The sequence below is a fragment of the Chitinophaga agrisoli genome, assembly GCF_008386695.1.
GTDB classification, from domain to species: domain Bacteria; phylum Bacteroidota; class Bacteroidia; order Chitinophagales; family Chitinophagaceae; genus Chitinophaga; species Chitinophaga agrisoli.
Window position 1 is genome coordinate 96602 of sequence record NZ_VUOC01000004.1, and the last position, 21024, is coordinate 117625.

Consider the following 21024-nt stretch of genomic DNA (forward strand, 5'->3'; position numbering starts at 1 on the left):
GCTAGTATCGTGCCAGACTGAAACTCAGAACAGGCTCAACTGCTGGCCGCCTTTATCTTTTTTAGGCGGCTTTGCCATCCCCATTACCGTTCGGCCGCCGTATTGCCAGGAATTGTCCCTTTCGCGCCGGATCACCTGCTGGAAGTTCTCATTCGGCACAAAATCCTTCTCCAGCCTTTCGGAAAGCACGGACAGCTTGCGGATCACTTCCTGTTTATCTGTCTGGCCCATTTTAGCCTTTTCTACGGCGTCCTGCAGTACATGGATGGTTTCATCATACACCTTAGTAGGCACCGGGAAGGGGTGGCCATCCTTACCGCCGTGCGCAAACGAGAAACGGGCGGGGTCTGTAAACCGGGAGGGGGTGCCGTAGATCACTTCGCTCACCAGCGTAAGGGATTGTATGGTACGGGCGCCCACGCCTTCCATCAGCAGCAACGATTCAAAATCGTGCAGTCCCCGTTCGTGCGCCACGGCGAGTACGCTACCCAACCGTTTCAGGTCTACGTTCTCTGCGCGCACATCGTGGTGGGAAGGCATCACCAGTTTGCGTATTTCCGGCAACATGCGGGCGGGGCCTTCCTGCACCAATTGCACCAAACTGTTTTTAGTAGCGGAGGCCTCTTTGGCGGTAAGGTTGAGGATAGGGCCCTGGTTATGCCCATATATAAAAGTATGCGGCGTTTCTGTAAAAGAAGGCATCATGGCGGAATGCCAGTGATAGCGCCGCGCCATGCCGTTGCTATCATTCATGCCCTGTTGTATAATAGCCCACTCGCCTTCGTCTGATACAACAAAAGTGTGCAGGTATAGCTGGTAGCCATCCTGCAGGGCGTTATTATCCACTTTGGCGGCCAGCTTGCTGCTGCGCACCAGCAGGTCGCCGGGCAGGCCGGTACGGGCGGCGATAACCTGTAGTTCCGCAGGCGTTTCGCGGGAGTGACGGCCCTTGCCTCCACAGAAATAGATACCCAGTTCGCGGGCCATGGGATTCACGGCTTTCTTCAGCGCGCCCATAACGCTGGTGGTGATGCCGGATGAATGCCAGTCCATGCCTAACACGCAACCCAGCGCCTGGAACCAGCATGGATCGCTGAGGCGGCGCAGCACTTCCCCTTTGCCATAATTAATGGCTACCGCTTCCACAATGGCTCCGCCCAGGAGGCTCATGCGGCGTGCCAGCCAGGGTGGCACCTGCCCATAATGTAGTGGCAGATCTGCATAAGAATTAGACATACTGCAAATTACTGAATAATGCGCGGACATATACCGTGTAAACATACAGTCATACTATTGCGCAAATATGCAATTATGAGCAAGTGCATAGTTTTATGACTGATAACCGCAATCCGTTCCTGTCACCCGAACGTATATTCACATACGGCCTTTGTATTAACTGGCACAATTCTTTCGATACCAATTGTCACGAACCATAGTTTTATTGTTTAACTGTAAATTTTGCATTATGAAATTTAAGATAGAAAGGGGGTCGCTCTATAAACTGTGCATCACCGTTTGCCTGGCTATGATGATAAGCCTCTTCCTCTTTGCCTGTGGCAGTTCCAAGGAAAGCAGCACAGGTACAACCACTGATTCTTCCAGCGTAATCCAGGATACTTCCGGCGCTATGCGCGACACTTCAACTATGCCACGCGATACGTCTTCCAGCATGCCGCCAGATTCTGTTCGTCAGTAAGCAATTGTGGCATAAAGAACACAGTGTGTAGCAAATTAGTCACGTAAACCATGTTTTTATGAAACGGAATAAGCTTTTATACCCGCTGTTAGTAGCCGGTATATCCGGTATTTTATTAACAGCCTGTGGTAGTGGTCAGAATACTTCTACTGACTCTACCGGCGCCATACAATCTGATAGCAATATGATGATGTCTGATACCAGCAGCATACGAGATACTGCTCCTGCGGCAGAACAGCCGCCGGGCGCCATTAACCCGGGCGAGGATTCTTCCAGGTACGGTACCGGAACGGGAGATTCCTCTAAAGACCGCCGTAATGGCAAATAAATGATCCATGTATTGTGAGATGGGAGGTTACAGGCCGAAAGGGCTTTTGTAACCTCCCTTTTTTTAGTAGCCCCTCCTTTTTTTATATCCCGGAATTAAAATATCTTGCCTGCGTATTCGTCCCCCATGTAGTAATATTGAAGATCAAGGACCCACATCCCGATACGAAAATAAATATTAAGCACCCTTACAAATGCAATATTTCGATTTAAAGCAATTCAAGAAAGGCGTTAGTCTACGTACCCTGAAGAAAACGTTGCGGCTATATAAATATGTAAGACCGTATTGGCCGGAGTTCAGCGTGGGGATGCTTTTCCTCTTTATTTCCAGCCTGGCGGGGCTGGCTTTCCCCAAACTGCTGGGCGAGCTGGTAGACTCCAGCGCCAAAGGACATTTGATGCAGGACATCAGCCGCCTGGGCTGGCTGCTGGTAGGCGTATTGGTGGCGCAAAGCGTTTTCTCCTATTTTCGTATAGTGCTGTTTGTAAATGTGACGGAAAAGACCCTGGCTATCCTGCGGCAAACAATTTATAATCACCTGATAAAATTACCCATGCGGTTTTTTGTAGGCCGGCGGGTAGGGGAGCTGGGTAGCCGTATTTCATCTGATATATCCATGCTGCAGGAGACTTTTACCACTACCATTGCGGAATTCATCCGCCAGATCATTGTGATCATAGGCGGCGTAGCCCTGCTGCTGCATACTTCTGCCAAGCTAACGGTTTTTATGCTGGCTATCTTTCCTGTGGTGATGCTGATCGCCTATTTCTTTGGCCGTTATATCCGTAAATTCTCCAAACAGGTACAAACGCAGGTAGCAGAAGCCAATACTATTGTAGAAGAAACACTCCAGGGCATCCTCAATGTGAAGGCATTTGCCAACGAATTCTTTGAGATGAACCGTTACCGGCAAAAGACCTTACAGGCGGCCAGCACGGGCATGCGTAGCGGTAAATATCGCGGAGCCTTCTCCTCCTTTATGATCCTGGGCATCTTTGGGGCCATGGTGGCCGTTATCTGGAGGGGCGCCCTCCTGATCGCCACGGGCGAGATGCAGTCTACCGGTGAGCTGTTCTCCTTTATTATCTATTCCGGGTTTATAGGCGGGTCGGTAACAGGGTTGGCAGAAGTGTATACCAGCATTCAACGCAGCATGGGCGCTACCGAAAACCTGCTGGAAATACTGGACGAACCGGCAGAGCCGATCACAGACAGCGCACAGCTGTCGCCGGAGCATTACCTGAGCGGCCAGATCGCGTTTGACAATGTGTCGTTCCATTATCCCTCCCGGGAAGACGTGCGCGTGCTCACAGATGTATCCTTTACCATAGCCGCAGATCAGCAGGTAGCACTGGTGGGTCCCAGCGGCGCCGGTAAAAGTACTATTGTATCCTTACTCTTACGGCTATATGATCCTGTGGAAGGCGCCATTACCTATGATGGCCGTGACGGCGTACGCCTGCCGCTTTCTGCCTTGCGGGCGCAGATGGCCGTGGTGCCGCAGGATGTGTTCCTGTTTGGCGGTAACATCCGCGAAAATATTGGCTATGGTAAACCCGGTTCTTCTGAGGAAGCCATTATAGAAGCCGCCCGGAAAGCAAATGCCTGGGAATTCATCCAACGGTTCCCGGACGGGCTGGATACGATCGTAGGGGAGCGGGGCATCCAACTCTCCGGCGGCCAGCGCCAGCGTATTGCCATTGCCCGCGCCGTACTGCGGGACCCGCGTATACTTATTCTGGACGAGGCCACCTCCGCCCTGGACTCAGAATCCGAAAGGCTGGTGCAGGATGCGCTGGAAAAACTGATGGAAGGCCGTACCTCCATTGTGATCGCTCACCGGCTGTCTACCGTACGTAAGGCAGATAAGATCATTGTACTGGATAAGGGCCAGATCGTAGAGGAAGGCACCCACCAGGAGCTGATGGAAATGCATGGCGGGTTATATAAGAACCTGAGCGAGATGCAGTTTACGCACTAGCTGTTAGCTATTAGCTTTTAGCGTTGATCGACATTACAGGTAAGCTGCTAAAAGCTAATAGCCAAAGGCTAAACGCTGTTTACAAATATGGTTTCATTTCTTCTTCAATATTCTTCCGCAGGTCCATCAGGCGTTGTGCATAGTTGCACATGTGATGGTCTTCCTCCGTTTGCGGCGTCCATTTAGGCACCCGCACTGTTTTACCATTATCATCCACGGCGGCAAATACCATGATACAGTGCGTGGTCTTAATACGCTCAGATTCCCTTGGGTTAGAGGCATATACGTTTATGGCGATGTGCATGCTGGTATTGCCGGTATATATCACAGAGGCGGTGATCTCTACCAGGTTGCCAATAGAGATGGGCTGGTAAAAGCGGATGCCGCCTACATAAACCGTTACACAATACTGGCCGCTCCAATGGGCTGCGCATGTATAGCCGGCCTGGTCTATCCATTTCATTACCGCGCCGCCGTGCACCTTTCCGCCGAAGTTTACATCGGAAGGCTGGGCCAGGAAACGGAGGGTAATGGAGTTAGTATTGGAAAGTTCTGTCATAGAAGTAGTGGTGCTTGTTTTCATGCTCAATATATATACAAAGAGGTCCATGATATGTACCATGGACCTCCTGTAAAGCTATTAATTAATGTGCTAATATGCTAATGTGCAGATCAAGACCGGTCACCTTCCTCCCTTTGCTCATTATTATTCTCCTGGTCTCCCTTATTGTTCTTACGTTTAAACAGGTTCATATCCATCTTGCCAAAGCGCCAGGCAATATTCACGCGCAGCTCGCGGGAGGCGCGCTTCCGGTACTTTTCCTGTTCTGCAAATGCGGTATTGGTGAAGCTCAGGTCCCGGTCCTGGTTAAAGATATCGTTCAGGGATAAGGTGACAGATAAAGCCTTGTTTTTCAGGAAATCGCGTTTCAGGGCCAGGTCTACCTGGTACTCTGCGGCTTCTTCGCCCTGGGGCAGGATCTGTTTGGATTCGTAGTTGCCTATCACCTGCATCAGCAGGTTCCAGGGCAGCTTTGTATTGCTGTTGATCTTACCGAACCAGGTAAAACCGCTGTTATTCAGGTTGGCGCCTACATTGTCCGCATCTACCCTGGTCTGGGCCAGGTTCAGGTTAGTGGTGATATCCCATCCAGGCAGGATCTGGTTGCGCACAGTGAATTCTGCGCCGTAGGCATTACGCGTGGCGGCATTCACCGGGTAGGAGAGCACCACTTTCTGTTGCTGGCCGTTGAGGTTCAGCGTGGTATCTGTATAGAAGTCCGTGATAGCATTATTGGTGTTGCGGTAGTATACGGATACCATCACATTATGTTTCTCTGCAAATGTCTTCAGGTAAGAGAGCTCAAAGGAGTTGGTGAACTCCGGGCGTAATGCCGGGTTACCACGGTTGGCACTCTGGGCGCTGTAGTCCAGGTTGGGCAATAGATCGCGGAACCAGGGGCGGCGGATACGGCGGCTATAGTTGATCTGCAGCTCGTGATCGCCTTTCAGCTTCTGCGACAGGAATACGCTGGGGAAAAAGTTGATGGGATAATTGATCTTATACGAGCTTTCCTTGCCACTTTGCATCTCCCCGCTGTAATAAGACTGCTCTGCCCTTACCCCGGCCTGGTAACCAAAGTCTTTGATAGTGCCGTTGTAATTTACGTATGCTGCATTGATCTGCTCCTGGTAATGGTATACGTTAGACAGGGCGCTATCTACCACGAACTGCCCGGTATGAAAATCCTGGCCAAGGGTGGTGATATTATTATTAAAGGTGCGGGAGGTGCTACGCAAGCCTGCCTCCAGTTTGGAAGTTTCCGTGATAGGATCCACATAATCGATCTGGCCGGTGAGGTAGGTGGTATTGCCACCGCCACGGCCACTGCGCAGCTCCGGCTCTTTAGGATCGAATACGGGCTCATTGGCCATATCATAATACTGGAGGGAAAAATCCGTTTGGTCCTCGTTATTGGCGCGGTTAAAGTTAAAGTCCGCAGTCAGTTCCCGGCCCGTTTTGGTAAAAGTGCGCTTATACCCCAACTGGGTGGTATAGTTCCGGAAATCGTGGCCGTTGTTATCGATGCCGGCGCCGTAGCGAACGCGTTGCTGCCCCGCATCCAGATCGTAGAGGGTCTGATCATTCAGGTTACGGAACTTGCCGGCCACAATGGATTGGGACAGGCTGATGGTGTTCCGGTTATCAAGGAACCAGTCAACCCCCATGCGGCCAAACTGGAAACGGCGGGTCTGGTCGCCATCCTGGAACTGATCCAGGAAAGTGGTAGTATCACCAATATTTTTGCGGAACAGATGGCTGTTGGCCCATGATTTACGCTGCCGCAGGTTATACGTGACGAAGAAGTTAAAACGTTCCTGCCGTATGTTCAGGTCCAGGCCTGCGTTATAACCACCCAGGGACGAGGCGCCGGCAGTTACCTGGCCGTTGATACCCGCTTTGCGGTTTTTCTTCAGCACTATGTTCAGGATCCCGCTCATACCTTCCGCATCATATTTGGCGGAGGGGTTGGTGACCACTTCCACGCTGGCAATAGCATCCGCAGGTATCTGCTCTAATGTAAGGGTAGAGGGGCGGCCGTCTATGAAGATGGTAGGGCTGCCATTACGCACGGTTACATTACCGTCTATATCCACGCTAACGGAGGGGACCTGTTTCAGCACATCTTCTGCGGTACCACCTACGGTAGACAGGTTCTTATCTACGTTAAATACTTTTTTGTCGATGGCCATGGTGTAGGCTGGTTTCTCGCCCACCACTTCCACAGCGGCCAGTGATTTTACATTGGCCATCAGTTTTATATTACCTGCGTCTACCTGGCTCGCGCCTTTCAGGTTAACACTTTTATAAACGGTAGTGTAACCAATGAAATTCACCTTGATCAGGTAGCGGCCTGGTGTTACATTCTCGAAATTAAAATCGCCGTTGTTTTTAGAGAGCATCCCGGTCACTATCGTAGAATCTGCCGGGCGTAACAATGCCACAGAAGCATATTCAACAGGCTTACCGCCCTGTCCGTCTACCAGTTTACCATAAATAGCGCCATGAGCAGGGCCATGTTCCTGGGCAGTTACAGTTCCAAACCATCCAGTCATTAAGAGCAGCCCGCAGAGGGCTAAGATCCGCATATAGTTTTTTTTCTTCAAGACTTGCTTTATCAGTGCACGTAAAAGTAATAGGATTTCAATGCGTTAATCTGGTTTTATGATGAATGGCAATGCATCCGTTCACCAGTTATAACTTTCATCATACCTCTCAAACTTTGTACCTTTACAGTCCTGCAATTTTTTTTGATTATGAATCGTGACTATCAGCCGGACTGGGACATCTACACATGCGCAATTGAGGACAATCCTGCCATCATAGGGCTGGACCTGAACCTGCGCGGTGTTGCGCCGCTGAAGGATAAGCCGCATGCCATTGTTGTATCCGTGTACCTGAATCATCCCCGTCCGGATGGTTTTCCGCAGGGGGATGAGTTCGCGTTGCTGGGCGATATAGAGGATGAGCTGGTAGCCCAGCTGGAGGAAAAGCACAGTGCCTGGTTTGTAGGCCGCACGATCTCTAACGGCGTGCGGGACCTCTATTTTTACTGTGGCGATACTTTCCTGCAGGACAAAACAATTGCCGATGTGATGATTAATTTCCCCAATTACCGTTACGATTTTGGGATACAGGAGGATAAGACCTGGGAGCTGTATTTTGATTTTCTGTTGCCGGATATACAGGAATTCCAGCGGATCCGGAACCGTAAAGTGCTCCGTACTTTGCAGCACCATGGCGATATTCCCGAATTGGAAAGGCCTATTGACCACTGGATCTATTTTGCCCGGGAGGCGGACCGCGACCTGTACTGGCAGGCGGTGAAGCAGGAAGGCTTCCGCCTTGAAAAAGACAGCCGCAGCGCGGGAGCGGAGTACCCCTTTACCCTGCATATCTCCCGTATGGATAAGGCAGACGCGGACAACATAGACGAGGTGGTCATGTACCTCTGGGAACTGGCCCAGGAGCTGAATGCCCGCTATGACGGCTGGGAAACGTCTATCATAAAAACCCGCGTAAGTCGTTAATAATTAGTTATTCAGGAAGCCGGTGCTGTGCCCGTTCCCGGCACTGGAATGATGTTTGTAACTCCACTAGCGTACACAAATAGTCAATCACCTAAAACTGTTTCATTATGTTACGCTGGGCACTAATCTTCTTTGTGGTGGCTATCATTGCGGCCATCTTTGGCTTTGGCGGTATAGCAGCAGGCGCTGCTTCCATTGCCAAGATCCTGTTCTTCATTTTTGTTGTATTGTTCCTGATCTCGTTGATCTCAGGGCTGTTACGGCGGTAAAATAAGCTCCCAATCTTTTCTGTATTTTTCAGTTTCTTGTTTTTTATATACATTACAGACAACACAACTGTTACACGCGAATTAAGCTGTCTGAAAAGATTGGGAAGACTTATTAAAATATGTTGGTTCACCTGCTGTTGCATTCTATTGCTACAGCCATCGGCAGTGAAGGGGGGTATGGCGCCAGTGAACGATGATCCACAGGTGACTGATACCGTTCCCAAGCCACCGCCGTCCCGTAATACTATCTTCAGACGTCTGGGGCAATACCGCGATTCCATCCGCAATAAGAGCTACCGCGACTCCCTGCTCAAACGCCTTACCAGGCAGAATGTGCCGGAGCCGGCGGAGATAGACAGTTCGCTCATTAAAAGCGAGCAGTATTTTAAGCCATTCACGGGACGGGTGGTGCGGGATATCTATTACCGGCAGGTAAAGGTATTTGGGCCACGCAATATCAACGATACCTCGTTCCGCAGCAATATGAAGCTGCTGGATATTGCCAACCGCCTGCATTATAATACCAATGAGTGGGTGATACGGCAGTCGCTTTTCTTCCGGGAAAGCGACACCATCAACCCATTTACCATGGCTGATAATGAACGCTACCTGCGTAACCGCCCCTTTATCCAGGATGCCCGGCTGTATATTATTAATACCGGCGCATCGTCGGATTCTGTGGATCTGCTGGTGGTAACAAAAGATGTATTTGAATACGGCTTTGACCTGGGGGAGCTGAGCACAAGCGCTTTTAAGGGCGGTATCTCCAACAATAACCTGTTTGGAGCGGGGCAGGGGGTAGATATTACCGGTGTGTGGCGTAATGAGCGAACGCCCACGTGGGGTGGCGCCTTCCGTTATACCAAATTCAATGTTGCCGGCAGCTTTGTGGATGCATCCGTTGGTTTTACCACGCTGAATGACTGGACGCCAGCCGCACTGGATACAGGTGTATTGGAGGGCTCCTACTACATCAACATCAACCGGCCGTTGTACCGCACCGGCGCCAGCCTGGTGGGCGGCCTGTACCTGGCCAGCAATTATTCCATCAACTACAAGAACCTGTCTGATAGCCTGTACCGCAAGTACAAGTATGGTGTTATAGACGCCTGGCTGGGGTATACCCTCATTAACCCGGCCCGTAGCGGCCAGGATCCGGGCAAAACGCCTACGGTGGCCCTGCAGGTACGGCATTATAACCTGTTCTTTAAGGACCAGCCGCCGCAGGAACTGTATAAGCAGGACCCGGTATATAATAACCGGCGCTATTACCTGGGACAACTGATCGCTTTCTGGCAGGACTTCTTTAAAGCGCATTATTTCTTTGGCTTTGGCAGAACGGAGGATATTCCCCTGGGTTACAATGCCTCTTTTTCATCCGGCTGGGAAAGCTGGAAGGGGCGGCGGCGCATGTATACGGGTCTGGAGATGCAGAAGTTCTGGATGACGGGGCGGCATGGCCTTTTTAACACCAGCCTGGGATTCAGCAGCTTCTGGCAGAACGGCACCTCAGAAGACGCGGTGCTGCGCGGCCGTTTTGAGTATTATAGCCGCCTGGTCAATCTTAACAGATGGGGAAGGCTGCGCCAGTTCGTGACGGCAGATTACCTGGGAAACCCTAATCCCTTTTTCTATAAACCGTTAGGGGTGGATGTGGATGCCGGCATATGGGGTTACCGCGGCTCACGCATCAATGGATTCCAGCGCCTGAATGTGCGCTCAGAAACGGTGTATTACAGCCCGCTGAAGATCCTGGGCTTCAAATTCAATTTCTCTTCCTATTTACAGCTGTCGCAGATCTCTGAAGAGAGCAATAATATCTTCAAGAACCCGCTACATAGTATGGTGGGGCTGGGCGTGCGGGTACGTAACGAGAACATGTCACTGAACACCCTGCGCATAGCGGCTTTCTATATGCCGGATGCGCCCCGCTATGTACATCCCTTCCTGCTGGAGATCACTACGGTAACAGATTTCCGGTTTGATATCTCCGCGCTGCGCATGCCGCAGTTCATTCCATTCAGATAATTTATTTACTGGGGACAATTTTAATGATCACCGCTTTGGATACCGGCGTATTACTTTTATCCGCTACGCTGTTCAGCGGCACGAGCACATTGGTTTCCGGGAAATAGGTAGCGGTACACCTTTCCGGTATGCTGTAGGCCACTACGATAAAACGTTGCGCTACGCGCTGGCGGCCATCCTGGTCGCTATATAGGTCTACGATATCACCAGCCTGCAGGCCTGCGTGGGTTATGTCCTGCTCATTCATCAGGATCACACGCCGCTCGTTGTACACGCCACGGTAACGGTCGTCCAGGCCATAGATAGTGGTATTGAACTGGTCATGGCTGCGGATGGTCATCATCACATATTCATCATCTGTCAGGGACAAGGGGTTTACATAGGCAATATTGAAATTGGCCTTACCGGTATGGGTCTTGAACTGTCCGGCCCTGGCGGTATTGGGCAGGTAAAAGCCGCCGGGATGGCGTACCCTTTCATTGTAGTGGTCAAAACCGGGGATCACCTTTTCTATATCATCGCGGATAAGATCATAATGCGTTTCATATTGTTCCCAGTCTACACGGGAGCGCTCGCCTAATGTAGCTTTTGCCAGGCGGCACACGATCACCGGTTCACTCAGCAAGTGGGAAGATACGGGCTCCAGCACGCCTTTGGACATTTGTATAACGCCCATAGAGTTCTCGCAGGTCACAAACTGGCGTTCGCCCAGTTGCAGGTCCTGATCGCTGCGGCCCAGGCAGGGTAAGATCAGCGCTTCTTTGCCATGCACCAGGTGGCTGCGGTTGAGTTTCGTAGATACGTGTACGGTAAGGTCGCAGTTACGCAATGCCTGGGCGGTCAGGAGGGTATCTGGCGTGGCGGACAGGAAATTGCCGCCCATGGCAAAGAATACCCTGGCCTGGCCGGTGAGCATGGCGCGTATAGCTGCCACGGTATCATATCCATGCGCCTGCGGCGGACGGAAACCGTACACCTCTTCCAGCCGTTGCAGCAGCTGCGGGGAGGGTTGTTCAAAAATGCCCATGGTACGGTCACCCTGCACATTGCTATGGCCGCGTACGGGACAGGTGCCCGCTCCGGGTTTACCAATGCTGCCTTTGAGCAGCAGCAGGTTCACCACTTCCTTAATGGTATCTACCGCATTTTTATGCTGGGTAAGCCCCATGGCCCAGCAGGCCACTATCTTCTTTTTCTTAGCCAGTAAGTTGGCGGCCAGCTTTATCTGCTCCAGCGGCACCATACAATCCGCTGCCAGTTCTTCGAGGCTATGCTGGCGCAGGTGTTGTACGTAATGTTCGTAGCCGCTGGTCTGGCTGGCTATGAAGTCCTGGTCCAGCACTGTGCCGGGCTGCTGCGCTTCTGCCTCCAGCAAAAGGATGGCAATAGCCTGCAGCAGGGCCATATCCCCATTGATCCTTACCTGGAGGAAAAGATCTGCCAGATGGGTTTTGATCGTGAGGAAACCTTTTACCGTTTGCGGGTTCAGGAAGTTCATGAGGCCAGCCTCCGGCAGGGGATTTACGGCAATGATGGTAGCGCCGTTCTTTTTGGCGCGCTGCAGGGCGCTGAGCATGCGCGGGTGATTGGTGCCGGGGTTTTGTCCCAGGATAATGATCACCTCTGCCTGGTAAAGATCTTCGAGGGTAACGGAGCCTTTGCCTATGCCCAGCGATTCACCCAGGGCTACACCGCTGGACTCATGGCACATATTGGAGCAATCCGGCAGGTTATTGGTGCCGTATTCCCGTACAAACAGCTGGTACAGGAAGGCGGCCTCATTACTGGTACGGCCGGAAGTATAGAAAATGGCCTCATCCGGCGAGGCCAATGCATGTAAGTGTTGGGCTATTTTCTGAAAAGCATCTTCCCAGCTGATGGGCACATAATGGGTAGCGCCGGCAGGCAGGTACATGGGCTGGGCAATACGGCCTTTACGGCCTATCTCATGGTCTGTTAGTTCCGCCAGGTCAGCCACGGCATTTTCCCTAAAGAAATCCGGGGTGAGTTTTTTCTGGGTAGCTTCTTCTGCCACGGCTTTAGCGCCGTTCTCACAATATTCCGCGATAGGGGAGCGGTCATCGTCCGGATCAGGCCAGGCGCAGCTGGGACAGTCAAATCCGTCTTTCTGGTTCAGCTTCAGCAGGGCTTTCATCCCACGCAGGGCGCCGGCTTCCTGTAAGATATGCCGGGCGCTTACCATGACGGCAGGTAAACCGGCGGCTACCGTCTTAGGTTTGCTCAGCTTTAAGCCGGTAAAATGTAGCGGGTTCTCTGCCGCGGGGATTTGCGCTTTTGTGTCCATCTTGTTCGTTTTAATACGTGCTGATAGTGTGTGCCGTTCTTGTGCTGACTATTGTCTATAGTCAATTGTGCTTACACCACAATCCTTTCTTCCTTTGTATAGATATTACAACGCTGTTGCCGCAGGAAACCAACCAGGGTAATATTCCATTGCTGCGCCATCTTTACCGCCATTCCGGAGGGCGCGCCTACGGCAGCTATAATAGGTATGCCGGCCATGGCAGCTTTCTGGATCAGCTCAAAGCCGGCACGTCCGCTCAGCAATAGCACCCCATTGTGCAGGGGCATATGGCCGGCCAGGAGCGCAGCGCCTATCAACTTATCCACTGCGTTATGGCGGCCAATATCTTCCCTTAAGAACAACAGTTCTCCGTCTGTATTAAATAATGCGGCGGCGTGAATACCGCCGGTAAAATCGAACAAGGGTTGCTGATCGCGGATCATCTCCGGCAATTGCAGCAAGCGTTCAACCGGCAGCGTTAGTAGTGGCTGTTCATTCACAGGCGATTGTACCGGTGTAAATATGGAGGCTACGTCTGCTTTGCCGCATACCCCGCAGCCGGAATTGGCGTAGAAGTTACGCTGCGCGGATTGCAATACCGGGCGCACGCCTTCCTGCAGGCTTACCTGTATGGTATGTATATCGTCCGGGGAGGTATGGATGTCCGCAATGTCTGCGGCAGACCGGATAATACCTTCTGTATAAAGGAAACCGGCGGCCAGTTCATGATCCTCTCCGGGCGTACGCATGGTAACGGTAAGGCTTTGTTGCTGACGGTTATGCGCGGGGCCGTGCACCAGCTTTATTTCCAGCGGCTCTTCGGCGGCCAGCATATCTTCCTCGTCCGTGACAAGTGTTTCGCGGATCTTCCTGATGCGGGTATATAAAATAGCAGGATTGGGCATGGTTAAAGTTACGAAAAAGCTAAAGGATAGGGGTAAAACCACCCACGTCCTTTCGGCAGGGCTGGCATGCGGCTTGATACATAACACAGACTGGAGAGCAGCAGATAACAACCAGAAAATTAGGGGACTCATAGACTTACATGGTTTTTAATTGTAACTTGTAACCAAATCTCAACCCATTATGCGTTGGCAAAACAGACGTTTAAGTGATAACGTAGAAGACCGTCGCGGTAGCGGCGGCGGTATGCGCACCGTAGGCATTGGCGGTGGTATTGGCGGCATCATCATCATTGTGCTGGCCTTATTATTTAACCGGAATCCCCAACAGGTACTGCAACAGGTGCAGCAGGGCGCCGGTACTACCGACCAACCTGCTGAGCGGGTAACTGCCAACAGCGACGAAACCGCCCGCTTTGCTTCTTCTGTACTTGGCTTTACAGAGGATGTATGGGAACAACAGTTCAGCAATATGAATAAAACCTATACGCCGCCTAAGATGGTGATCTTCAGTGATGCTACGGAGAGCGCCTGCGGTTATGCCCAATCCGCTATGGGACCTTTTTATTGTCCCGCAGATGATAAGGTATACCTGGACCTCACCTTCTTTAATGAAATGAAGGAACGCTTTAATGTAGTAGGGGATTTTGCCATGGCGTATGTGATCGCGCACGAAGTGGGGCATCATGTGCAGAACCTCCTGGGCATCAGCCGCAAAGTACAGGCGATGCGGTCACAACTGAGCGAAACAGAATACAATAAACTCTCCGTTAAACTGGAGCTGCAGGCGGATTTTTTTGCCGGTGTATGGGCGCATCATGCGCAGCAGATGGAGCAAACACTGGAAGCTGGAGATATTGAAGAAGCGCTGAATGCTGCCAGTGCGGTAGGCGATGATAAGCTGCAGGAAGCTACCCAGGGCCGTGTTGTGCCAGATGCTTTTACCCATGGTACCTCTGCACAGCGTATGTTCTGGTTCAAAAAAGGTTTTGATACCGGGGATATTAAACAGGGGGATACTTTTTCTGCTATAAATTAATAGACCTTTGGATACGGCGCCTGTTGTATCCAAAGGCATTCCTGAACTTCAGTATAAGGGACTACGAAAACGGCGTACTATCTTTTTACTGTAAGGAATAACCATACTGTCCGTATCCGGGCCGGTAGATTTTGATAAATAGTCCGTACGGCCGGCCGCTTGTTTACCGTGGGAAATAGTGCATATACACGGAATCCGGCAGCAGTTTAGCCCCGGTGATCATCTGCCGGTTTTTTCTGCGGAAACGCTCAAACCCATGGCGCAGCTGCGCCAGCTTCTCCTTGTCATTTACGGCGGTTAACGCCAGATCATTACTTACCTCATATAAATCGTTGCCTATCAGCATATGATTGCCCTGTATAAAATCGATCATGTAGTGTTTGGTTTGCATGAGGGGGTAGCCGTGCCGGTTCTCAAATATATACGAAGTATCCAGCCCGCTGCCCACCCAGGCAGCAAGGGAGGGCATTTTTACTTGGTATTGGCGTTTTAGCAGCTGCAGCATGCTGGGGGTTATATCAAAATGTGTAGATACCCCATTGAATTTAGCTGCACGGCTTAGCAACGGCGAGTAGAGGATCATGGGTACGCGGTAGCGGTCCAGCTTATCCCGCATGGGGATCTCCGGCATGCGGTGATCCCCGGTGATAATGAAGATGGTGTTATTGAACTCCGGGCGTTGCATATAGCGGTGAAAAAGCTGCCGCAGCGCATCGTCCACATACAATATGCTGGCATACTGCATCTTATAATCCCGGGCATCGGCCTTGCGCTCCTCATCAAAATGCAGTTCCTTCATGCGTTGCTCGAACCTGGCCAGGTAAAACTCCTGCCGGTTTACCAGGAATGGCTCATGGGAGGCAACGGTCAATAACACATTACAATAGGGGGTATCTGTATTGGCAAGGGTAGCGTTGTAGTAGCGCATCAGCTCCTGGTCGCCATAGCCCCAGCAAAAGCCCTGGTCATTTTCCGGTAATTTGGTGTAGTCTGCCGGAAATGACTGGATATCATGGATCTGGTCTATCGCGTTCTGTTGGAGAAAGCCGGACATATTATCAAACACCGCATCACCGCCATAATAAAACCCGGTCTTATAACCATTGTATTTGAGCAGGCTTAGCAGGCTCAGATGTTCCGGCATATGTGGCAGTTCTGTAAACCCGCTTTTTCCAAATGGAAGGGAGGCCAGTATGGAGGGCAGCGAGGCAAAAGTGCGGCCTGCCTGGCTCAGGAAGTTCTGCCAGTACAGGGAATGGCCGGCCAGGGAGTCGAGGAAGGGCGTAAAGCTGCCCAGGTAAGCACCCTCGTTGGCATAAGCCCTGCCCAGGCCCTCAACGATCACGATCACCACATTGGGCCGGTGTTCGCCTTTAGAGAAGAAGGGCGACAGCACGTCCGGCGTTTCATCCTGATGGAGGAAGGGGTAGTTCACTTCATCCGGATAGCGGAAGCGTATGGAGGCATCATTTTTATAATCCAGAAAAGTATCCGCATAGATGCTTACTTCTGCGGGCGGCGGAAAGAAGTAATCAATACTTTCTTTAAAGAAATAGTACGATTTATTGATACTGAGGCTATTGCCGTATTCAGAGCTATCATTGCGCCAGATATTGGCCTTTGCGGCCAGGTTAAAGTCTTCACAGATCACAAACAGCACGATCAGCGCGAGGGCTGCGGTGGGCGCCATCTTGATCCTGCGGGGCAGCCTGGCCAGCGACCAGGTAGCTATCAACATGATCAGGACCACTACCAGGATAACGGACCATTTTATGCCGGCGGCGGCTATGATCTGCCATATATCCCGGGGCGAATAATGCCATAGATCTGCGCCCAGGGCGGTTAATGTAGTCAGGAAATATTGGGATAGGACCAGGTGCACCAGGCATAATGTCACCGCAATAACAATAAAGACCGCGCGGGCCAGTTTTTCGCTGGCCAGGGATAGCAGGAAATAGATCAGGAAAGCCCATCCGCCGATGGTCATCAGGAAGGTAAGGTCTTTAATGATACCGGTTAACAACACTTCCCACCAGGCGGTGAGATGGCCGTGCAATAATCTGTCATATATCATTTCCGCACAGCGGATCATAAAAAAGAGAACGCATAATACGATGAAACAGCTAATAAACCTGCTCACGATTTTTTTTACGTGGACATAAGATGACCGGATGTACTTCACCATAGATAACGGGGTTGTCTGGCATAGTGAACAGAATGTTGAGGGGTGTATCGGGGCTACAGGAAAAGTAACAAAGCAATCAAATTTAATAATTTCTTAACAAAGGATCAAATTATTTCCGTTTCAGGGCCATAGGAGGGCTTCCGCGCGAAAATAGGCGCCTGGAGGACGTAATCAAAACAGACAATTTTACCAGGGTGCATCTGGTGGTAGGGTGTAACCTTTACATGCAGTTGCAGTAACGTTGCTATGCAGTAGCGATGCAATTACGCTGCTATTTGGGCGATCATCAATTGTCCATAGTTACGCCGGCCTGTATGACCCGGGGATATTCCTGCGGCTCACCCTCTTCCTCTGCCAGGGGAATGGTGAAGTAAAAACTGGTGCCTACGCCCTGGCGGCTCTGGAACCAGATGCGGCCGTTGTTCAGCTCCACAAAATCGCGGGAGAGCGGAAGTCCCAGGCCGCAACCTTTTTCATGCTGGGTACCGGGCGTGGAATAGTAAATATTGGAAAATACCTTATGCTGATCCCTTTCCGGGATGCCGATGCCATGGTCCTGCACGCAAACCTCCAGGAAGCCGTTGCGCACCTGGCCGGAGATATGTACGCCCCTGCCCGCGGGCGTGAATTTGATGGCGTTGTTGATGAGGTTGCGCAATACCACCTTGATCATATCCGCATCCGCATACACCAGCACAGGTTGCTGGAACTGGTGGGTAAGATGTACTTCTTTCTGGCGGGACAGGGCCTGCAGCAGCTCAAACTCCCGTTTGAAGATGGCCGTGAACTCAAAATCATCCGCCTTTACGCGGATCCCCTTCATCTGGCTGCTGGCCCAGTTAAGCAGGTTATCCATCATGTAGGCGGTATTCTTCATATCCCGCCATAGCTCATCCGTAAATACCTGGAACTGCGCCGTAGGCATTTTTTTATCGCGCAGCAGGAACAGCATGCCCTCCAATATGGATAAGGGCGAGCGCAGGTCATGCGAGATCACGGAGAAGATCTTGTCCTTTACCTGGTTCAGGTTACCCAGGGTTACATTCTGCGCGGTGATGATGCTATTTTGACTGGATACTTCCTCGTTCTTGCTGTTCAGCTGCCGGTAGAGCTCCTGCTGTCTTTTGTACATCCGGTACAGCATAATGGTGATCACAAACAGGATAGCCAGGAGCAGGGCACAGACGCCCATCAGAATGCGTTGCTGATGGATGGTGGACAGGTGCGCATGCTGCTCTATCTTCAGCAGCTGGTTTTCCCGCTGCTTTTTTTCCGATTCATATTTTTCGCGGGTATTGGCAATGAATTTGGCCTTTTCGACGGCGAAGTACTTTTCCTTCAGGTCCGTAAAATGATTGTAGTGCTCCAGCGCGGCTATGTAGTTATGACGGGAAGAATCCAGCTGGGCAAGATAATGGTAATAGATCATCTCATTGCGGGCATTCTTCATGGAGGCATTGATGCGGGCGGCTTCCGCCAGCTGCTGCTCCGCCACAACATAGTGTTGCAGGAGAGTATTCACCTTGGCCAGGTTGAGCCAGCTTTTGCCAAGCCCCGGCGGGTAGTCTGCTGTCCGGAAATGCTCCTGCGATTGCTGCAGGTATTTAAGGGCCACCTGGTACATACCTCTTTTTATGTAGATGAGGCCCATGTTCTCATAGGTAAAACCCAGACCCTGCTGGTCGTGCAGGCGTAGTTTTACTTCTTCTGAGGCTTCCAGGTAGCAGAGGGCAGAGTCTAACTGCTCCAGTTGCATATAGCAGGAGCCAATGTTGTTAAGGCTTTTGGCGATCTCCGGCTGTTCATGGAACCTTTTCTTGATGAACAATGATTTTTTCAGGTAGCGGAGCGCTTCCGCCGGGTTGTTCTGTTCTATGAGTATGTTGCCAATATCGTTATTCAGTATACCGGCCAGGTGTAACAGGCCGGCTTTCTCTGCCAGGCGGAGGGCGCCCAGGGTCATATCCATCTGTTTATCCAGGTTGCCTTTGCTATTTTCTACCAGGGCCAGGTTGCGGGCAGCCCGTATGGAGCCCTCTTCATAGTGCAGGCTGTCGCTGAGGTGCATGGCCTCCTTTGCGTAGGCGGCGACCAGGTCCGCGTCCCGGTTAAAATAAGCCCTGCCCAGCTGGTTCAACAGCTTTACGCGCGTAGTATCGCGCAGGGCATGACGCTTTAATGCAAGCAATAAGCTGTCTGCATTGGCAGGGGCGGAAAAAGCAGGTCTTACCAGGAATAACAAAGTGCAGGTATATCCCAGGTACAGGAATCGTCGTACTCTCATGTTATGCTGACATACAATTGTTCAGTTGTTAGGCCCAAAGCAGTGGTTATGAAGGAATTAACCGAACCGCGGGCTAAAAGTAAGGCGAAATAAGCAGGAATCAAAAACAAGATGACAATTGGCAGGGCTGCCATGATAGCTGGCAGAGCCTGGTAGATGGTCAGCTGTTTGCAGCTAATAACTGGCAAGTTTGTTACATGATAAGACGGATTAAACCTTGAGTTATGTGGTTGCGTCTTTTTATTCACCGGCTGCCTTATTGATTATTTATTATTAATATCTTGCGGCAAATTTTACGGTTGCTATGACGGTTAAACGCAAATCGGCGCTGGGATTCATCTTTGTAACGGTGTTGATAGATGTAATAGGTTTTGGCATTATCATTCCGGTAATGCCCAAGCTAATAGAACACCTCACCGGCGAGGGCTTAAGCGCCGCCTCCCAGTACGGGGGCTGGCTGCTGTTTGCTTTTGCGCTTACGCAGTTCTTCTGTTCCCCGGTAGTGGGTGCGCTGAGCGACCGGTATGGGCGCCGGCCTGTATTATTATTTGCTTTGTTTGGATTTGGGCTTGACTACCTGTTCCTGGCTTTTGCGCCTACCATTGGGTGGCTGTTCCTGGGGCGGGTAATAGCCGGCGCCACGGGCGCAAGTCTTACTACTGCCACCGCTTATATAGCGGATGTGAGCGAGCCGGAAAAAAGGGCGCAGAACTTTGGGCTGGTAGGCGCCGCATTTGGGCTGGGCTTTATCATAGGACCGGTAATTGGTGGGCTTTTCAGCCATTGGGGCCCCAGAGCGCCTTTCCTGGCAGCAGCCGGGCTTACATTCATGAATGTACTATATGGTTATTTTATATTACCAGAATCATTATTGCCGGAAAACCGCCGGCCTATTGAATGGAAGCGTGCCGCACCAGGCGCCTCCCTTAAACACCTGGGCCGTTACCCGGTAGTAACCGGGCTGATTGCCACCCTGATCATGATCTATGTAGCGGCGCACGCCGTACAATCCACCTGGAGCTTTTTTACCATGGAGAAATTTGGCTGGAGCGAAACCATGGTGGGCTACTCGTTGGGTTTTGTGGGGTTGCTTATTGCGCTGGTACAGGGACTGCTGATACGGATCACGATCCCCAAGCTGGGCCAGAAATGGTCCGTATATACCGGATTGTTATTTTATACGCTGGGCCTTTTGCTGTTTGCTTTTACCAACCAGGGTTGGATGATGTTTGCCGTGTTGGTGCCGTACTGCCTGGGCGGTATTTGCGGGCCTGCGCTGCAGGGGATCATCTCCAGCCAGGTGCCGGCTAATGAGCAGGGGGAGCTACAGGGCGCCCTTACGAGCCTGATGAGCCTCACGGCTATTATTGGCCCGCCTATTATGACCAATCTTTTTGCGTGGTTCACCAAACCGGGAGCGCCGGTACATTTCCCGGGCGCGCCTTTCCTGGCGGGCGCTGTGCTCACGTTTATGGGTATATTATTAGCCCGCCAGTCACTGGAGGCATTTGGCCGCGGGGAAAAGCAGCCAACACCTGACGCCGGGTTAAAAGCAGAATAACCCCTAATTTTGCGGGCCGCGGTGTAAGCTGCGGTGCATTATCATTAACCATTTATCTTTAATCAACATTACAATGAAACCTATCATCACCATAGAATACTGCCCCAAATGCGGATGGCTGTTAAGAGCTTCCTGGATGGCACAGGAATTGCTAACAACGTTCGCCGATGACCTGGGCGGCGTAACATTGCGCCCCAGCGAAGTATCAGGCAGCTATATTATCTACGTAGGGGATGAAAAGCTGTTTGACCGGAAAGAGCTTGGCCATTTTCCAGAGATCAAGGAGTTAAAACAATTAGTGCGCGATAAGGTGAACCCCGGCAAAAGCCTGGGCCATGCGGACAGGAAGTAAAC

The 21024-nt window shown here is 51.3% G+C and carries 16 protein-coding genes; 9 read left to right on the plus strand and 7 right to left on the minus strand.

Going from position 1 to position 21024, the window contains the following annotated elements:
• Window positions 1–24: 24 nt before the first annotated feature.
• The gene (locus F0L74_RS19725; RefSeq protein ID WP_149839639.1) at window positions 25–1236 is read right to left on the minus strand and encodes a DUF763 domain-containing protein; all 1212 of its coding nucleotides are present in this window, start codon (window positions 1234–1236) and stop codon (window positions 25–27) included.
• Window positions 1237–1465: 229 nt separating this feature from the next.
• On the opposite strand from F0L74_RS19725, the gene F0L74_RS19730 reads away from it, so the two are divergent.
• From F0L74_RS19730 to F0L74_RS19740, 3 genes are all read left to right on the plus strand, one after another.
• Entirely contained in the window at window positions 1466–1696 is a 231-nt protein-coding gene (locus tag F0L74_RS19730; RefSeq protein ID WP_149839640.1) for a hypothetical protein, read from the plus strand.
• A gap of 58 nt (window positions 1697–1754) precedes the next feature.
• A complete protein-coding gene (locus tag F0L74_RS19735; RefSeq protein ID WP_149839641.1) occupies window positions 1755–2024 on the plus strand; it encodes a hypothetical protein in 270 nt (89 codons plus the stop codon).
• Between the two features lie 193 nt (window positions 2025–2217).
• Entirely contained in the window at window positions 2218–4005 is a 1788-nt protein-coding gene (locus F0L74_RS19740) for an ABC transporter ATP-binding protein (protein ID WP_149839642.1), read from the plus strand.
• Window positions 4006–4084: 79 nt separating this feature from the next.
• On the opposite strand, the gene F0L74_RS19745 is transcribed toward F0L74_RS19740, so the two are convergent.
• Together F0L74_RS19745 and F0L74_RS19750 are read right to left on the minus strand one after the other, a co-directional pair.
• Window positions 4085–4588, minus strand: coding sequence for an acyl-CoA thioesterase (locus tag F0L74_RS19745; RefSeq protein ID WP_246197771.1), 504 nt, complete (start codon window positions 4586–4588; stop codon window positions 4085–4087).
• A gap of 89 nt (window positions 4589–4677) precedes the next feature.
• A complete protein-coding gene (locus tag F0L74_RS19750) occupies window positions 4678–7155 on the minus strand; it encodes a TonB-dependent receptor (RefSeq protein ID WP_149839643.1) in 2478 nt (825 codons plus the stop codon).
• A gap of 168 nt (window positions 7156–7323) precedes the next feature.
• On the opposite strand from F0L74_RS19750, the gene F0L74_RS19755 reads away from it, so the two are divergent.
• The 3 genes from F0L74_RS19755 to F0L74_RS19765 all read left to right on the plus strand — a co-directional run bounded on the left by F0L74_RS19755 (window position 7324) and on the right by F0L74_RS19765 (window position 10394).
• Entirely contained in the window at window positions 7324–8097 is a 774-nt protein-coding gene (locus tag F0L74_RS19755; protein WP_149839644.1) for a DUF695 domain-containing protein, read from the plus strand.
• A 107-nt stretch (window positions 8098–8204) separates the two neighbouring features.
• Complete coding sequence (locus F0L74_RS19760; RefSeq protein WP_149839645.1) at window positions 8205–8366, plus strand: DUF1328 domain-containing protein; 162 nt, start codon at window positions 8205–8207, stop codon at window positions 8364–8366.
• Between the two features lie 177 nt (window positions 8367–8543).
• Window positions 8544–10394 carry a hypothetical protein gene (locus F0L74_RS19765; protein WP_149839646.1) on the plus strand — a complete coding sequence of 617 codons (1851 nt, stop codon included), beginning with the start codon at window positions 8544–8546 and terminating at the stop codon, window positions 10392–10394.
• 1 nt (window position 10395) lies between these two features.
• Here the strand turns inward: F0L74_RS19765 and F0L74_RS19770 are convergent, their stop codons facing one another.
• Together F0L74_RS19770 and fdhD are read right to left on the minus strand one after the other, a co-directional pair.
• The gene (locus F0L74_RS19770; protein ID WP_149839647.1) at window positions 10396–12699 is read right to left on the minus strand and encodes an FdhF/YdeP family oxidoreductase; all 2304 of its coding nucleotides are present in this window, start codon (window positions 12697–12699) and stop codon (window positions 10396–10398) included.
• Window positions 12700–12770: 71 nt separating this feature from the next.
• Complete coding sequence (gene fdhD, locus F0L74_RS19775; protein ID WP_246197772.1) at window positions 12771–13736, minus strand: formate dehydrogenase accessory sulfurtransferase FdhD; 966 nt, start codon at window positions 13734–13736, stop codon at window positions 12771–12773.
• 49 nt (window positions 13737–13785) lie between these two features.
• Between fdhD and ypfJ the strand changes: the two genes are divergently transcribed.
• Window positions 13786–14640, plus strand: a complete 855-nt coding sequence (ypfJ, locus tag F0L74_RS19780; protein ID WP_149839648.1) for a KPN_02809 family neutral zinc metallopeptidase — start codon at window positions 13786–13788, stop codon at window positions 14638–14640.
• 163 nt (window positions 14641–14803) lie between these two features.
• Here the strand turns inward: ypfJ and F0L74_RS19785 are convergent, their stop codons facing one another.
• The gene (locus F0L74_RS19785) at window positions 14804–16714 is read right to left on the minus strand and encodes an LTA synthase family protein (RefSeq protein WP_188316078.1); all 1911 of its coding nucleotides are present in this window, start codon (window positions 16712–16714) and stop codon (window positions 14804–14806) included.
• A 397-nt stretch (window positions 16715–17111) separates the two neighbouring features.
• A complete protein-coding gene (locus F0L74_RS19790) occupies window positions 17112–19109 on the minus strand; it encodes a tetratricopeptide repeat-containing sensor histidine kinase (protein WP_149839650.1) in 1998 nt (665 codons plus the stop codon).
• 304 nt (window positions 19110–19413) lie between these two features.
• Between F0L74_RS19790 and F0L74_RS19795 the strand changes: the two genes are divergently transcribed.
• Together F0L74_RS19795 and F0L74_RS19800 are read left to right on the plus strand one after the other, a co-directional pair.
• Window positions 19414–20670 (plus strand): TCR/Tet family MFS transporter, encoded by a 1257-nt coding sequence (locus F0L74_RS19795; protein WP_149839651.1) that lies wholly within the window; start codon window positions 19414–19416, stop codon window positions 20668–20670.
• Between the two features lie 73 nt (window positions 20671–20743).
• A complete protein-coding gene (locus F0L74_RS19800) occupies window positions 20744–21022 on the plus strand; it encodes an Rdx family protein (protein ID WP_149839652.1) in 279 nt (92 codons plus the stop codon).
• Window positions 21023–21024 lie beyond the last annotated feature (2 nt).

Bases quoted from the DNA above. Each gene is read 5' to 3' on its own strand.
- F0L74_RS19760 (WP_149839645.1), top strand. From the start codon at position 8,205: ATGTTACGCTGGGCACTAATCTTCTTTGTGGTGGCTATCATTGCGGCC.
- fdhD (WP_246197772.1), bottom strand. From the start codon at position 13,736: ATGAGTCCCCTAATTTTCTGGTTGTTATCTGCTGCTCTCCAGTCTGTG.
- F0L74_RS19740 (WP_149839642.1), top strand. From the start codon at position 2,218: ATGCAATATTTCGATTTAAAGCAATTCAAGAAAGGCGTTAGTCTACGT.
- F0L74_RS19765 (WP_149839646.1), top strand. From the start codon at position 8,544: ATGGCGCCAGTGAACGATGATCCACAGGTGACTGATACCGTTCCCAAG.
- F0L74_RS19755 (WP_149839644.1), top strand. From the start codon at position 7,324: ATGAATCGTGACTATCAGCCGGACTGGGACATCTACACATGCGCAATT.
- F0L74_RS19730 (WP_149839640.1), top strand. From the start codon at position 1,466: ATGAAATTTAAGATAGAAAGGGGGTCGCTCTATAAACTGTGCATCACC.
- F0L74_RS19770 (WP_149839647.1), bottom strand. From the start codon at position 12,699: ATGGACACAAAAGCGCAAATCCCCGCGGCAGAGAACCCGCTACATTTT.
- F0L74_RS19735 (WP_149839641.1), top strand. From the start codon at position 1,755: ATGAAACGGAATAAGCTTTTATACCCGCTGTTAGTAGCCGGTATATCC.
- F0L74_RS19725 (WP_149839639.1), bottom strand. From the start codon at position 1,236: ATGTCTAATTCTTATGCAGATCTGCCACTACATTATGGGCAGGTGCCA.
- F0L74_RS19800 (WP_149839652.1), top strand. From the start codon at position 20,744: ATGAAACCTATCATCACCATAGAATACTGCCCCAAATGCGGATGGCTG.
- F0L74_RS19795 (WP_149839651.1), top strand. From the start codon at position 19,414: ATGACGGTTAAACGCAAATCGGCGCTGGGATTCATCTTTGTAACGGTG.
- F0L74_RS19790 (WP_149839650.1), bottom strand. From the start codon at position 19,109: ATGAGAGTACGACGATTCCTGTACCTGGGATATACCTGCACTTTGTTA.
- ypfJ (WP_149839648.1), top strand. From the start codon at position 13,786: ATGCGTTGGCAAAACAGACGTTTAAGTGATAACGTAGAAGACCGTCGC.
- F0L74_RS19785 (WP_188316078.1), bottom strand. From the start codon at position 16,714: ATGATATATGACAGATTATTGCACGGCCATCTCACCGCCTGGTGGGAA.
- F0L74_RS19745 (WP_246197771.1), bottom strand. From the start codon at position 4,588: ATGAAAACAAGCACCACTACTTCTATGACAGAACTTTCCAATACTAAC.
- F0L74_RS19750 (WP_149839643.1), bottom strand. From the start codon at position 7,155: ATGCGGATCTTAGCCCTCTGCGGGCTGCTCTTAATGACTGGATGGTTT.